Genomic DNA, 13,091 nt, shown 5'->3' on the forward strand with positions numbered 1-13,091 from the left:
AGAGAATGGTCGCCGCGGACAGGATGATCAGGGCGAGGATGATGCCCACGAAGCACGCGGCCAGAGTCCGGGAAGTCATGATGGGCCTTTCGACGGGCCGGCGCTGTCGGTCAGGACGGATGCGCCGGGCCTCGGGCGGGGCCAGGTCAGGGGTGGTCGGCCCCGCCCGAGGGGTTCGGGTCAGAGGGTGGCGAGGATGTCCTGCATGGTGGTGATCTCGGCGGTCTGTCCGTCGATGATCTGCTGGGCGAGCGCGGCCACGTCCGGGTTCTCGCCGTTGTTCAGCACCATCTGGGCCATGGTGACGGCGCCCTGGTGGTGGCCGACCATGCCCTCGAGGAACAGCCGGGTCGCCTCGACCCCGGTGGCGGCGTCCAGGGCGGCCATGTCGTCGTCGGACATCATCCCGTCGCCGTGGTCCATGCCGCCCATCCCGCCCATCCCGCCCATGTCGGACATGGAGTCGTCGTAGGGGATTCCCCAGTCCTCGAGCCAGCCCTTCATGGTCTGGATCTCGGGGCCTTGGGCGGCTTTGATCTGCTCGGCGAGGGTCACGACCCGCTCGTCGATGCCGTCCTTGGCCAGGATCTGATCGGCCATCTCGATGGCCTGTTCGTGGTGCGGGATCATCATCGTGACGAACATCTCGTCAGCGGAGTTGAACGATGCCTGCTCGGAGGGGGCGGGGGTGCCGCTGGTCATGCCGCCGGGGCCGTGGTCCATGCCGGGCATGGATCCGTCGGTGGGCGCGCAGCCGGCGAGCACGAGCGCAGCGGCGAGCGCGGCGGTGCTCAGCGCGAGAATGCGGAAACGCATGGGTGGGTGTCCTTGTCTAGTCAGTCGAATGGTGAGTTGATTCCCGAGCCGTATGCGGGCACGGCGCAGCATCTCCCGGCACAGCGGCGACGGGAGGGCGGGGAATCAGGTTCGACTGATCGACAGGACGATGAGGGAAGGTGGTCGGGGGTGCGGTAACGCGGTGAGCACATTCCGCCCGTGCAGGCGTAGCAGGGCGAGGACGGTGCCCAGGCGGGCCAGCAGCGCCGGGGCGAGCAGCACGATGGTGGCGGCCAGCAGCGCCAGCACGCACGCCATCATCAGCATCGAATGGTCCGGCATTCCGCCCGAGCTGTCGCAGTCGCCCTCGCAGTGCCCGCCCGAAGCCTCGGTGCCTGTCCCGATGGTGTTCTCGAGCATGCTCCCGGTCGCGACGGTGCCGCCCAGGTCAGAGTCGGGCGCGGCATGGGCGGCTTCGGAGGCCGCTGCGGGGGTGTCGGCGTGCCCGCTGGTGAGCATGCCGGTGAGGGTGTGCATGGCCAGCAGGCCGGCGATCAGCAGGAGCGCGGTCGCGAAGGTCAGCAGCAGCCGGTGCAGCCCGGATGGGGCGTGCACCAGGGTTCGGATGTGGTTCACCGCCGACCTCCTTCCCGCGTCCAGCGTACCCCGGTGTGCCTGGATCCCCGCCGGCGCCGATCGGGCGCACGGCGGTCCTGCCCAGCCTGGTCGCCCGACCGATGCCTGGCCAGGGGCGATGGTCCCGGATGGGGACCGGTGCGCGGCAACCGGCTCATCGGCGGCCCGTTCCGGCACGGTGGGCCTTCTCCATCAGAGCCAGCAGCCCGAGGGTGTCGTCCTTGATCTGGGTGCGACCGACGACGGCCCAGTTGCGGGCGAGGTGATCGCGGAGATAGTCGAGGATGTGCTCGAGGGGGACGGTGTGCCAGGAGCCGGACCGATGGGGGCGGGCGGTGTTGCCGAACGCGACCGTGCGGATCAGGTGGCCCTCCGGGGCGAGGACCTGCCCGGCCGTCAGCAGCTCCTGGACGAGGGCGGGCGCGTCGGCGGGGGTGCAGCAGCCGAACCGGGCGAACGCGGCCTCCAGCACCGCGGGGTCGCGCATCGCGGGGTTCAGCTTCGGGGCGCCCTCCTTGACCTCGCCGACGATCATGTCCGGCGCCCCGGGGCGGGCGCCGAGGGCCGGGTCGGGGTCGTCGCCGGGGATGTGGTGCAGTCGGATCGCGAGGATGTCCAGGTCGGTGACGGTGCGCGGCCCGTCCGGACCGGTCGCGTCCAGCACCGGGTACTCGGCGACGGTGAAGTACCCGTTCACCCGCAGGTAGGCCTGCACCAGACCGACCGCTGTATCCATCCCGCGCCCCCTTTCCCTGCCGTCGTGGGTCAGGCGGCGTTGGCGTAGCGGGCGGGGTCGCCGTCGAACAGCGGCCCGCACTCGGGGCAGCAGAACCAGTACCGCGCGCCTTCGTAGTCACGGAACAGGCCGCGCTTCTCTGCCCACGCCGGGTCGACCTGATTGCCGGGCATGACCGGGCAGGTGACGAGGTTGGTCGCCCCGGCCGGGGGCTCATGGTGATGGTGCTCGTGGGATCCGTGATCGTGCGCGGCGTGCTCGTGGCCGGTGTGGTGCTCGTGGTCGTGCGTCATGGCGGTCTCCTTGCGTGGGTGTCAGGCGTGGACGGGGGTGGTGTCGCGGCTGGGCGTCAGGACGGTGGGCGTCGGGGCGGGCAGGAGGCGGAAGCGGCGCAGTCGGAGGCTGTTGGTGACGACGAACACGCTGCTGAACGCCATCGCGGCGGCGGCGAGGATGGGGTTGAGCAGGGCGAGCATCGCGACCGGGATCGCGGCGACGTTGTACGCGAACGCCCAGAACAGGTTGCCCTTGATGGTGCCCAGGGTGCGGCGGGCGAGCCGGATCGCGTCCGGGACCAGGAGCAGGTCGCCGGAGACGATGGTCAGGTCCGCGGCGGTGATGGCCGCGTCGGTGCCGGTGCCCATTGCGATGCCGAGGTCCGCTTGGGCGAGGGCGGCGGCGTCGTTCACGCCGTCGCCGACCATCGCGACCACCCGTCCGGATGCCTGCAGCTCGCGGATGGTGTCGAGTTTGCCCTGCGGGGTGACTCCGGCGCGGACGTCCTCGATGCCGGCGTCGTCGGCGATGGTGCGGGCGGCGCCGGGGTTGTCGCCGGTGAGCAGGATCGGGGTCAGCCCGAGCCCGCGCAGTCGGGCGATGGCCTCACGGCTGGTGGGCTTGATGGTGTCGGCGACGCTGATCGCGCCGCGCGCCTGCCCGTCCCACGCCACGACGGTCACGGTGGCGCCCGCGGCCTCGTCGGCCGTGATCGTCGCGGCGAGCTCGTCGGGGATCGCGATCGCCCATTGCCCGGTGATCCAGGTGGCGCGGCCGGCGGCGACCATGCGGCCGTCGACGATGCCCTGCACGCCTTGACCGGCCTCGGCGGCGAATGACTCCACGGCATCCGTCGGGCCGTCGGCTGCGGCGGTGATGGCGCGGCCGATGGGGTGCTCGGAGTCGTGCTCGAGCGCCGCGGCGAACCGGATCAGCTCCGCCTCATCGGTGCCGGGAGCGGGGTGGATGCCGGTGACGGTCATGGTGCCGGCGGTGATGGTGCCGGTCTTGTCGAGCACGACGGTGTCGATGCGGCGGGTCTGCTCGAGCACCTGGGGTCCGCGGATGAGGATGCCCAGCTGGGCGCCGCGGCCGGTGCCGACCAGCAGAGCGGTCGGCGTCGCCAGCCCCAGCGCGCACGGGCAGGCGATGATCAGGGTGGTCACCGCGGCGGTGAAGGCGACCTCCAAGGGCGCCCCCGCGATCAGCCACCCGGCGAACGCGGCCAGGGCGAGGACAATGACGATGGGGACGAAGACGGCCGACACCCGGTCGGCGAGGCGCTGCACCTGGGCCTTGCCGGTCTGCGCCTCCTCGACCAGCCGCGCCATCCGGGCCAGCTCGGTGTCGGCGCCGACGCGGGTGATCTGCACGAGCAGGCGCCCGCCGGTGTTCACAGTCGCGCCGACCACGCGGGAGCCGGGGGCGACTTCGACCGGCACGGACTCGCCGGTCAGCATCGACTCGTCCACCGCGGACATTCCCTCGGTGACGAGGCCGTCGGCGGGGATCTTCTCACCCGGCCGCACCACCACGACATCACCCGGAACGAGCTGTGCGACGGGGACGCGCTGCTCAGTGCCTTCGCGGAGGATCACTGCGTCCTTGGCGCCGAGCTCCAGCAGGGCGCGCAGGGCCTCGCCGGACTGCCGCTTGGCACGAACCTCGAGGTAGCGGCCGAGGAGGATGAACACGGTCACCAGCGCGGCGACCTCCAGGTACACCTCGTGGCCACCGGCCTGCGGGGTGCCGACGAAGGTGACGCTCATCCGCATTCCCGGCATCCCCGCACCGCCGAAGAACAGCGCGTACAGCGACCAGCCGAACGCGGCCAGCACCCCGACGCTGATCAGAGTGTCCATCGTCGCCGCCCCGTGCCGGGCATTGATCGCCGCGGCGCGGTGGAACGGCCACGCCCCCCACACCACCACCGGCGCGGCCAGGGTGAGCGTGAGCCACTGCCAGTAGGTGAACTGCAGGGCGGGGATCATCGACAGCACCGCGACCGGCACCGCCAGCACCGCCGAGACGATCAGCCGCTGCCGCAGCGACGCCAGCTCATCGTCCCGCGGGATGGTCTGCTCAGCCGTGTCGGGCACAGGCGGGGCTGGGAGGCTCGCTCCGTACCCCGCCTGCTCGACCGCCGCGATCAGCTCCTCCACCGGCACCGGGGCCTCCGAGTGCACGCGGGCCTTCTCGGTGGCGAAGTTGACCGTCGCCTCCACCCCGGGCAGCTTGTTCAGCTTCCGCTCGACCCGCGTCGCGCACGACGCGCAGGTCATCCCGGTGATGTCGAGATCGACGTCCAGCGTGCTCATGAGGCTGCGGCGAGGCTGTACCCGGCCTCCTCGACCGCCTCCCGCACCCGCTCCGCGTCCACCGGGGCGGTGCTGGACACGGTCACCGTGGACACGCCGCCGGCGTGCAGGTCGACCTCGACGCCGGAGACCCCGTCGATCGCGGAGACCTCCTCGGTGACGCTCCGCAAGCAGTGCGAGCACGTCATCCCCTCCACCAGGAACTGCGCCGACACCTCGCCCGATGCCGGTTGCGCCGTCGCGGAGGCGGTGGTGTTGGCCGTGGCGGCGTGGGAGGTGGGGGCGCAACAGGCGCAGCCACCGCCGTTCGTCGCCTGCAGGCCGAGGTCCTGGAATCCTTGTCCGGTCATGTTGTGCTCCTTTCGTGAGCGTGTCGATGCGTGTGGTGTGAACGTTCTAGGAGCGGACCAGCCGCGCGATCGCGGCGTTCGCCTCGCGGAGCTTCTCCTCCGCGATCGGGCCGCCCTGCGCGGTCGCCTGCGCGACGCAATGCCCGAGATGGTCCTCCAGCAGCGTCAGCGCGACCGACTCCAGCGCCTTCGTCGCCGCCGAGACCTGGGTCAGGATGTCGATGCAGTACACGTCCTCGTCGACCATCCGCGCGATCCCGCGCACCTGCCCCTCCGCTCGACGCAACCGCGCCAGCAGCGCCTGCTTGTCATCCACGTATCCGTGTGCCATCTCAGCCACCTCCGACGTCGATCGTATACCCTATAGCGGTATAAGGTACTTCGTGAAGAGGATATTCCCGGAGCGGGCAGAGCGAAAGGGCGAACGTGACCAACTGGTACGTCATCACCGGCGGGCCCAGCTCGGGCAAGACCACCACCGTGAACCTGCTGCGGGACCGCGGCTACACCACCACCATCGAGCATGCCCGGCACTATCTCGACCTGCAGCGCATCGCCGGCCGCACCGTCGAGGAGGTCCGGGCGAAGCAGCGGCAGTTCCAGCGCGGCGTCCTGGACATGCAGCTCGCGGAGGAAGCTGCCCTCGACCCGGACGCCACCGTGTTCCTCGACCGGGCCGTCCCCGACTCCCTCGCCTACTACCGCTTCCTCGATCTCGAGCCCGACCCCGCCCTGCTCACCGCGCTCGAGCACGTCGACTACCGCACGACGTTCATCCTCGACCTGCTGCCCCTGGCCGCCGACTACGCCCGCACCGAGGACACCGCCGCCCAGCAGCGCATCCACGAACTGCTGACCCAGGTGTACGAAGCGCTGCCCTTGCCGGTCGTGCGGGTTCCGGTCCTCAGCGCCGACGAGCGGGTGCAGTTCATCCTGGACCGGCTCTGACCGCTCTCGCCCGATCGGGATGTCCTGTGCAACGCTTGGGGCCCAGGGCACATCTCACCGGCACAGGTCCAGGCGAGAACGCGCCCCACGGTCGAACAGGACGGATGTCTCGGATGCCCACTCAGGAACGTCTCCGGAAGGACCTGCTAGGCGGCGCTCTCACGACCGCGCTCGGCGTCTTCACCCTCGGGATCGGGGTCTACTTCCTGTTCCTTCGACCCTCCCTCCTGCCAGAAGACATCCGGCATACGGGTATCGACGCCGCCACGCTGCCAGTGGCATTCGTGGACTGGCTCGGGATCGTCTTCTCGACCTGGGGCGGCTTCATCGCGGGGTTCGGGATCGTGCTGCTGGGCATCGGCGCGTCCCTGCTGTCCCGCCGCACGCTGTGGCTCTACCTCGGCACGGCGGCCGGGGTGCTCGTCGCCTTCGGACGCTTCGTCATCAGCAACATCCTGATCGGCTCGGACTTCCTGTGGTTCATCGCGACCATGTTCGTGCTGGCACTGGTGCTCGCAACCGTCCTCGTCTTGAACGTCATCCGACGGCATCGGACGAACGAGACCGCCTCCTCCGACGTCGACCGAACCGCTAGACGCTGACCGCTGCGAGCGACTGCCGGGCGATCTCGAGCTCCTCGTCCGTGGGAACGATCAGCACGGCGACCGGTGAGCTCGGGTCCGAGATCGCTCGCGCCCCGTCGGCCCTCGCCTCGTTGCGTGCCGGGTCGATCAGGATGCCCAGGCCCGCCATGCCGGAGACCACCGCCGCGCGCGTCGCGGCGGCGTTCTCGCCGACGCCGCCGGTGAAGACGATCGCGTCCGCTCCGCCGAGCTGGGCGAGGTAGGCGCCGAGATAGTGGCGCAGCCGGGGATGGTAGACGTCGAGCGCAGCGGCGGCGCTCGCATCCCCAGCGGCGGCCGCGGCATGGATGTCGCGCATGTCCTCGGTGCCGGCCAGCGCCCGCAGGCCGCTCTCGCGCGTGAGCAGCGCCTCCAGCCGATCCCATGCTACGCCGGCGCGGCCGAGCGCGAGGAGCACCCCCGGATCCAGGTCCCCGGCGCGAGTGCCCATCACGAGCCCCTCCAGCGGCACCTCTGCGTCGAGTGCCGCCGGCCCGTCGCGATCCAACAGCTGCTCGCCGACGATGCGGGAGAGATCCGTGAGGATCTCCACCCGCTTGCTGACTATCTGCTCACGCACCATGGCAAAGCGGCGTCGCTCGAACGCTGGCTGCACAAGAGCAAGTGCGCGATGGTGCTCCGCGAGCTCGCGGACGGGACCCTGCCGCTCACCGCCGAGGCGATCATCACCCGAGCCCGGTCGGGACAGTCGGTCGCGTTCCTCCTCTCACTGCTGGTCCGTTCCGGCGTGCTGCCGGAGCTCGACGTCGAGGGCACGCGCTTCGACCACTGGCTCAACGACTGGCTCGGTGGCATCGACCATCCCGAGGACCGGCTGATCCTGCGCCGCTACTGCACCTGGGAGCTCCTCCGATCCACTCGGACACTGCGCAGCGCGTCCAGCCCTGCTTCCGGCTTCCAGAGGCAGAGGGCTGCACTGAAGTACTGCGCCGCGTTCCTCGGGGAGATCCGGGCGCAGCAGGAGACGCTGGCGACGTTCCCGCAGCGCCTACTCGACGCGTATCTGACCGATTCGCCTAGCCAACGCGACGCGCTGGCACCGTTCACTCGTTGGCTGCGAAAACACCGGCTGAGCACCCTTCGGGTCGAGTTTCGAGCCCATCGCCTCGAGGGGCGAGACTACGCCTCTGATCACCGATGGCAGATGGCCCGCAGGTTCCTGTCCGATGCCGACATGGACCCGAAGACCCGGGCCGCGGGTCTCCTCGTGCTGCTCTACGGGATCCAGCTGACCCGCATCGTCACGATCACCCGGGCACAGGTCGACACGAGCTCGCGGCCCGTGACGCTCACCGTCGGGGCCGAGCCGATCGAGGTCCCCGCGATCCTCGGCGACGCCATCGTCGAGCTCGTCGATGCCACAAAGGGCCATCCTGAAGGGTGGTTGTTCCCCGGCCGGAACCCGGGCCGTCACCTCACCCCGGGGCCGCTCAGCCGTCGCCTTCGCGCCGAAGGCCTGCTTGCCGGGAGCGCCCGCACGACAGCGCTCATCGAGCTCACCCGGCAACTGCATCCCCGGATCGTCTCGGATCTCCTCGGCATCACGACGGCATCCGCTGCCTCATGGTCGCGTCTCGCCGGTGGCGAGTGGTCCGATTACCCGGCTCTCCGCTCCACCCACCCCTGATCAAGCATCACCCGTCAGAGCCGGGCCGGAAATCGCTTCGCGCAGTTGCTCGACGGTCGGAGAGCCTCCCAGCCCGGCAGGGGTACGGAACACCCGGCAGGCGAGCCCGACCGGCGTGTGCTCGTCGGCGAAGGGATCGACGCCGTCGACGAGGACGGTCGGTGACCCGTGGAATCCGAGGCGCTCGGCGTGCTCGGCGGTCTCGACCAACTGTCGTGTGACGCGGATATCTGATCGACCGTCGAGCAGCTCAGCAAGCCGGCGGTCGAGTACTTCCCAGTTCGGGCAGCCGTCGAAGTACTGCAGGGTGATCTCCATGGTTGGCCCTCTCAGTTCTCGGTGCCGCGGAGCATCAGGAGCGCTCCGGCAATCGTAGCGGTGACGATCACGATGTCGGCGAGGTTCCCGATGAACCAGTTGCCGTAGGCGAGGAAGTCGACGACGTGCCCCCGGGCGAATCCTGGTTGGCGGAAAAGCCGGTCGCCGGCGTGCGAAGCAGCGGCCCCGCCGAGCGCACCGATCACGATCGCCCACCCGGGGCGTCGGACCCGGAACGCGAACACGATCGCGGTGGCCGTGGCCGCGACGGCGATGAGAGCGAACACCCAGGTGAAGCTCTCCCCGAAGGAGAACGCCGCGCCGGGGTTGTACGCGAGCTGCAGGCCCAACAGGTCGCCGATCAGCGGGATGCGCTCGTGCTCCGACAGGGTGGCCTCGGCCCACACTTTCGTTCCCTGATCGATCACGACGACGACCACGGCGATCAGAAGCGCCCAGGCAGTGAGCCGCCAGCGTCCTCTCTGCGGACGCTCTCCCGACGCCGATGCCGACTCAACGTCGGTATTCGTGTCCGGGGTCATGCGAGGGCCTCGAAGAGACGGACGATAACGCCGGATTCAATGAGGATGAACAGGCCCAGGCCGATGAACACGACGGGGACGAGCCAGTGCTCGACACGTTCGAGCGTTTCGGTGACGGCCTTGTGGGTGCCGATCAGTCGCCCGGCAGCGCACCAGACGGCGACGAGGATCAGGAACACGACGATCATGACCGCGACGTCGCCGGGCGAGCTGGTGCGGAAGATCGGCGTGTAGAGGGAGATGTTGTCGGCCCCGTTGGCGATCGTGATCCCGGCGACCCCCCATAGTCCGACCGCGGTGATCTTGGAGTCGTCATCATCGTCGTCGCCGTTACGGCGCAGGCCGCGAATGAGCGTCCAGATGCCGATGCCGAGCGGGATCAGACCCAGGAAGCCGACCCATTCGTCCGGGACGATCGTGAGACCGAGCGCGGCGATCACGCTGATCACGACGAGTGTGATGAACCCGAGGTACTGGCCTGCGACGATCTGCCACGGTCGCGGCTTTCCCCGGCTGGAGGCGAGGAACAGCACGGTGAGCACGACGATGTCGTCGATGTTGGTCGCCGCGAACAGGCCGATCGCCGACCCGATGGTTGCGAGCATCAGCTTTCCATTCGTGGTGTGCGGGTGCGTGCGGCGCGCAGGCCGTTGAGGATCACGATGACCTCCGCGACCTCGTGGACCAGGACGACAGCCGCGAGCCCCAGGACCCCGAAGAGCGCGAGCGGGAGCAGTGCGGTGATGATCAGGAGGGACAGGATGATGTTCTGGTTGATGATCCGCCGGCCCCGCCGCGCGTGATCGAACGCCCGCGGGATGAGCCGCAGATCATGACCCGTGAAGGCCACGTCCGCAGACTCGATCGCCGCATCGGAGCCGGTCGCTCCCATCGCGATGCCGATGTCCGCGGACGCCAGGGCCGGGGCGTCGTTGATGCCGTCACCGATCATCGCGACCGATCCCGCCTTCGACAACTCGCCGATCGCGGTCGCCTTGTCCTCAGGGCGCAGCTCCGCGCGCACATCAGCGATCCCGGCCTGCGCAGCCAGCGCACGAGCGGTGCGGGCGTTGTCCCCGGTGAGCATCGTCATGCCGACGCCCTGATCCGCAAGCGTGCGGACCACCTCGGGGACTTCCGGACGCAGCTCGTCGCGGACGCCGATCGCCGCGACCGGTGCCTCGTCGCGGTGCACGATCACGACAGTCATGCCCTGCTCCTCAAGCCCTGCAACCCGGTCGCCGAGCTCGCCGGCGTCGAGCCAGCGGGGGCTGCCGACCGTGATACGAGCGCCATCGACGGTGCCGTCGATGCCGTGCCCGGCCTGCTCGGTCACATCCGCGGCCACGGGAACACCCGGGGCTGCAGCGGTGATCGCCGCCGCAAGGGGATGCGTGCTGTGCTGCTCCAGAGCCGCCGCCCAAGCCAGCGCCTGCTCCTCGGCAATGCCGTTCGCAGTGAGGACCGCGGTGACCGCGGGCTCGTTACGGGTCAGGGTGCCGGTCTTGTCGACCGCGACGTGCCGGACCGTGCCGAAGCGCTCGAAGACCGCGCCGGACTTGATGATCACGCCGAACTTGCTCGCCGCGCCGATCGCGGCAACGACCGTCAACGGCACCGAGATCGCCAGCGCGCACGGAGAGGCCGCTACCAGCACGACGAGCGCACGAGTGATCCATACCTCCGGGTCGCCCAGCAGTGACCCAATGATCGCGACGAGCGCTGCGAGAATCAGCACACCGGGTACGAGCGGGCGGGCGATCCGGTCCGCGAGACGCGCACGCTCGCCCTTCTCCGTCTGCGCTTTCTCGACCAACTCCACGATCGTCGTAAGCGAGTTATCGGTACCGGCCGCGGTCGCCTCGACCTCCAGCACGCCGGAGCTGTTAATCGCGCCGGCCGACACCGCGTCCCCGGGCTCGACCTCGACGGGGATCGACTCCCCGGTGATCGCCGAGGTGTCCAGGCTTGAGCGGCCAGAGCGGACGATCCCGTCGGTTGCGATCCGTTCGCCCGGGCGGACCACCATGACCTGGCCGACCGTCAACTCCCTCGCCGGCACCTGCGCAGAGACGCCGCTCTGCAGCACGGTCGCCGTCTCCGGCACGAGCTTCAGCAGCGCCCGCAGGCCGCCACGGGCACGGTCCATCGCCTTGTCCTCAAGCGCCTCAGCAATCGAGTACAAGAACGCCAGAGCAGCGGCCTCCTCCACATAGCCGAGGATGACCGCGCCGATCGCGCTGATCGTCATCAGCAGCCCGATCCCGAGCTTGCCCTTGAACAGCTTCCGAATCGCGCCAGGAGTGAACGTCGACGCGCCCAGCAGCAGGCCGATCCAGAACAGTACGAGCGCCGGGATCTCGAGCCCGGACCATTCAAGGATCAGACCAGCCAGGAACGCGACACCGGAGAAGACCGGCACCATGATCCCACGGTCCCTCCACCAGGGCCGCTCCACCTCTTCGGTCTCATCCTCCGCCGCAGTGGCAGGCTCGTGCTCGCAGCTACACGCCGCGCTCACGCGTCCGCCCCTGTACCGCAGCAGCCCGGCACCGTGCACGACGAGTCCACATGTCCCGCGTCAAGTAGTTGGCAGGGATTCTTCGATTTCGAAGTTGGGGATGGTCGGGTCGGCCAGGCCCATGTGCACCTCTATCGGCCGGTTCCAAGCGATCGCCTCATGAGGGCGGGTCTCGTTGTACTCGATGCGGTAGTCCTCGGCGCGTTCGACGAGGGTGAGCGCGTCGGGGATGTCGTCGAGGAACAGCCGTTCGTACTTCAGCGTCCCGAAGCCGCGTTCGCGTGATCCGTTCTGCCCCGGTGACTTCACCCTGGTGCGGACGTGTCGCAGTTCGGGGTGGCGCATGATGAACAGCTCGAAGTTCATCGATCGGAATGGACCGCCGTTGTCTGTGACGATCGTGACGACCGGCAGCAGCTCGCCGGTCTCGTCGTCGACCTGACATTGGTCGACGAGGGGGTGGCCGAACAGGGTCACGTAGTCGACGAGGGCGAGTTCGATCGCGGCGATCGCGTCGTGCTGGTTCGCGGTCGGCGAGGTGTGAAACGGGTGCTCGAGCTTCGAGTACCAGTCCCGGCAGCCGGCGATCCTCCAGATCCCACCCTGGGTGGTCTCGAACTCGCTGAAGTCCAACTGCCATACCTGGTTCGGGCCGGTCGGGTTTCGTGCGAACGCGGCCTTGCGGTTCTTCGCGAGTTCTCGACGCTGCTTCTGGTACTCCGATGGCAGGATCAGCCCGTCATCGCGCAGCAGCCGCAGCACGGTCGCCTGGGACACCTTGTGTCCGTCATGGCGGGTCATCGCCCAGATCTTCCGGTGGCCCCACTCCGGCTTCTTCAACGCATGCGCGACCACCAGCGGCCGGGCCGCGTCTCGCGCCGGCTGCGGCCACGGGCCCTTCGGCGGCCGGTCAGTCTTCGCCTTGGCCTGCCAGCGCCGCCAGGTGCGTTCGGGCATGTCGATCAGCTGACAGAACCTCGCGGTCGACATGCCCGCCTCGGTGCGGATCACCTCGAGGTCCTCGAAGGGCCCAGGCGGCCCTCGGCGCTCTTCTTCCAGACCCGGATCTCGACCGCGGCCTCACCCAGCGCCTGGGTGAGCTCGGCGACCTCGTCCTCGAGCTGCTGCTCGCGGGTCGAGGGCTTGGACTTACCCGCCTCGATGCCGGCTCTGCCGCCCTCGAGGAACTGGCGCTTCCAGTTCCCGATGGCCTGCTCCGAGACCTTCTCACGGCGGCCCGCTTCAGCGATCGTGATCTCGCCCTGCAACACGGACAACACGATGCGGAGCTTCTTCTCCACGGGGATCGTCGGTGGACGACTCATGACATTCAGACCTCTCAGCTGGGGCGTTACATCAGCAACTAACTACCCCTGCCAAACATTCTGACGCGCGACA

The 13,091-nt window shown here is 69.3% G+C and carries 17 protein-coding genes; 3 read left to right on the plus strand and 14 right to left on the minus strand.

Going from position 1 to position 13,091, the window contains the following annotated elements; all coding sequences use genetic code 11:
- Positions 1-180: 180 nt before the first annotated feature.
- The 7 genes from CGU34_RS12655 to CGU34_RS12685 form a co-directional block, all read right to left on the minus strand.
- Positions 181-816 (minus strand): DUF305 domain-containing protein, encoded by a 636-nt coding sequence (locus CGU34_RS12655; protein ID WP_036302052.1) that lies wholly within the window; start codon positions 814-816, stop codon positions 181-183.
- A gap of 105 nt (positions 817-921) precedes the next feature.
- On the minus strand, positions 922-1,413 hold the full coding sequence (locus CGU34_RS12660) for a DUF6153 family protein (RefSeq protein ID WP_036302050.1): 492 nt from the start codon (positions 1,411-1,413) through the stop codon (positions 922-924).
- 154 nt (positions 1,414-1,567) lie between these two features.
- Positions 1,568-2,149, minus strand: a complete 582-nt coding sequence (locus CGU34_RS12665; protein WP_021065011.1) for a hypothetical protein — start codon at positions 2,147-2,149, stop codon at positions 1,568-1,570.
- Between the two features lie 29 nt (positions 2,150-2,178).
- A complete protein-coding gene (locus CGU34_RS12670) occupies positions 2,179-2,442 on the minus strand; it encodes a YHS domain-containing protein (protein ID WP_021010667.1) in 264 nt (87 codons plus the stop codon).
- 21 nt (positions 2,443-2,463) lie between these two features.
- Complete coding sequence (locus CGU34_RS12675) at positions 2,464-4,743, minus strand: heavy metal translocating P-type ATPase (RefSeq protein ID WP_100814306.1); 2,280 nt, start codon at positions 4,741-4,743, stop codon at positions 2,464-2,466.
- Entirely contained in the window at positions 4,740-5,093 is a 354-nt protein-coding gene (locus tag CGU34_RS12680) for a heavy-metal-associated domain-containing protein (RefSeq protein ID WP_051513309.1), read from the minus strand. Before CGU34_RS12680 ends, CGU34_RS12675 begins: the two co-directional genes overlap by 4 nt.
- 46 nt (positions 5,094-5,139) lie before the next feature.
- Entirely contained in the window at positions 5,140-5,424 is a 285-nt protein-coding gene (locus tag CGU34_RS12685; RefSeq protein WP_036297866.1) for a metal-sensitive transcriptional regulator, read from the minus strand.
- A gap of 95 nt (positions 5,425-5,519) precedes the next feature.
- Here CGU34_RS12685 and CGU34_RS12690 point away from each other — a divergent pair, with 95 nt between their 5' ends.
- Together CGU34_RS12690 and CGU34_RS12695 are read left to right on the plus strand one after the other, a co-directional pair.
- Positions 5,520-6,041 (plus strand): AAA family ATPase, encoded by a 522-nt coding sequence (locus CGU34_RS12690; protein WP_021010663.1) that lies wholly within the window; start codon positions 5,520-5,522, stop codon positions 6,039-6,041.
- A gap of 113 nt (positions 6,042-6,154) precedes the next feature.
- Positions 6,155-6,643: a hypothetical protein gene (locus tag CGU34_RS12695; protein WP_081766238.1), complete on the plus strand. Its 489-nt coding sequence runs from the start codon at positions 6,155-6,157 to the stop codon at positions 6,641-6,643.
- Here CGU34_RS12695 and CGU34_RS12700 read toward each other — a convergent pair.
- Entirely contained in the window at positions 6,633-7,217 is a 585-nt protein-coding gene (locus tag CGU34_RS12700; protein ID WP_232711316.1) for a hypothetical protein, read from the minus strand. The two genes, CGU34_RS12695 and CGU34_RS12700, sit on opposite strands and share 11 nt — an antisense overlap.
- Before the next feature lie 78 nt (positions 7,218-7,295).
- Between CGU34_RS12700 and CGU34_RS12705 the strand changes: the two genes are divergently transcribed.
- Positions 7,296-8,312, plus strand: a complete 1,017-nt coding sequence (locus CGU34_RS12705) for a hypothetical protein (RefSeq protein ID WP_081766240.1) — start codon at positions 7,296-7,298, stop codon at positions 8,310-8,312.
- Here CGU34_RS12705 and CGU34_RS12710 read toward each other — a convergent pair whose 3' ends face one another.
- The 6 genes from CGU34_RS12710 to CGU34_RS12735 are packed head-to-tail and all read right to left on the minus strand — an operon-like array spanning position 8,313 to position 13,018.
- Positions 8,313-8,630, minus strand: a complete 318-nt coding sequence (locus CGU34_RS12710) for a hypothetical protein (RefSeq protein WP_036297871.1) — start codon at positions 8,628-8,630, stop codon at positions 8,313-8,315. It lies immediately after the preceding gene.
- An 11-nt stretch (positions 8,631-8,641) separates the two neighbouring features.
- Entirely contained in the window at positions 8,642-9,172 is a 531-nt protein-coding gene (locus tag CGU34_RS12715; protein ID WP_036297873.1) for a signal peptidase II, read from the minus strand.
- Positions 9,169-9,777, minus strand: a complete 609-nt coding sequence (locus CGU34_RS12720) for a cadmium resistance transporter (RefSeq protein WP_036297875.1) — start codon at positions 9,775-9,777, stop codon at positions 9,169-9,171. The genes CGU34_RS12715 and CGU34_RS12720 overlap by 4 nt, the downstream gene beginning before the upstream one ends.
- Positions 9,777-11,693, minus strand: a complete 1,917-nt coding sequence (locus CGU34_RS12725; protein WP_036297919.1) for a heavy metal translocating P-type ATPase — start codon at positions 11,691-11,693, stop codon at positions 9,777-9,779. The genes CGU34_RS12720 and CGU34_RS12725 overlap by 1 nt, the downstream gene beginning before the upstream one ends.
- A gap of 60 nt (positions 11,694-11,753) precedes the next feature.
- Positions 11,754-12,704 (minus strand): integrase core domain-containing protein, encoded by a 951-nt coding sequence (locus tag CGU34_RS12730; protein ID WP_036296135.1) that lies wholly within the window; start codon positions 12,702-12,704, stop codon positions 11,754-11,756.
- The gene (locus CGU34_RS12735; protein WP_081766164.1) at positions 12,701-13,018 is read right to left on the minus strand and encodes a helix-turn-helix domain-containing protein; all 318 of its coding nucleotides are present in this window, start codon (positions 13,016-13,018) and stop codon (positions 12,701-12,703) included. The genes CGU34_RS12730 and CGU34_RS12735 overlap by 4 nt, the downstream gene beginning before the upstream one ends.
- Positions 13,019-13,091 lie beyond the last annotated feature (73 nt).

The organism is Microbacterium lacus, assembly GCF_002812805.1.
Lineage (GTDB): Bacteria > Actinomycetota > Actinomycetes > Actinomycetales > Microbacteriaceae > Microbacterium > Microbacterium lacus_A.

Coding starts and splice junctions, on each gene's coding strand:
- CGU34_RS12735 (WP_081766164.1), bottom strand. CDS start 13,018: ATGAGTCGTCCACCGACGATCCCCGTGGAGAAGAAGCTCCGCATCGTG.
- CGU34_RS12720 (WP_036297875.1), bottom strand. CDS start 9,777: ATGCTCGCAACCATCGGGTCGGCGATCGGCCTGTTCGCGGCGACCAAC.
- CGU34_RS12705 (WP_081766240.1), top strand. CDS start 7,296: ATGGTGCTCCGCGAGCTCGCGGACGGGACCCTGCCGCTCACCGCCGAG.
- CGU34_RS12715 (WP_036297873.1), bottom strand. CDS start 9,172: ATGACCCCGGACACGAATACCGACGTTGAGTCGGCATCGGCGTCGGGA.
- CGU34_RS12665 (WP_021065011.1), bottom strand. CDS start 2,149: ATGGATACAGCGGTCGGTCTGGTGCAGGCCTACCTGCGGGTGAACGGG.
- CGU34_RS12675 (WP_100814306.1), bottom strand. CDS start 4,743: ATGAGCACGCTGGACGTCGATCTCGACATCACCGGGATGACCTGCGCG.
- CGU34_RS12695 (WP_081766238.1), top strand. CDS start 6,155: ATGCCCACTCAGGAACGTCTCCGGAAGGACCTGCTAGGCGGCGCTCTC.
- CGU34_RS12685 (WP_036297866.1), bottom strand. CDS start 5,424: ATGGCACACGGATACGTGGATGACAAGCAGGCGCTGCTGGCGCGGTTG.
- CGU34_RS12680 (WP_051513309.1), bottom strand. CDS start 5,093: ATGACCGGACAAGGATTCCAGGACCTCGGCCTGCAGGCGACGAACGGC.
- CGU34_RS12670 (WP_021010667.1), bottom strand. CDS start 2,442: ATGACGCACGACCACGAGCACCACACCGGCCACGAGCACGCCGCGCAC.
- CGU34_RS12710 (WP_036297871.1), bottom strand. CDS start 8,630: ATGGAGATCACCCTGCAGTACTTCGACGGCTGCCCGAACTGGGAAGTA.
- CGU34_RS12655 (WP_036302052.1), bottom strand. CDS start 816: ATGCGTTTCCGCATTCTCGCGCTGAGCACCGCCGCGCTCGCCGCTGCG.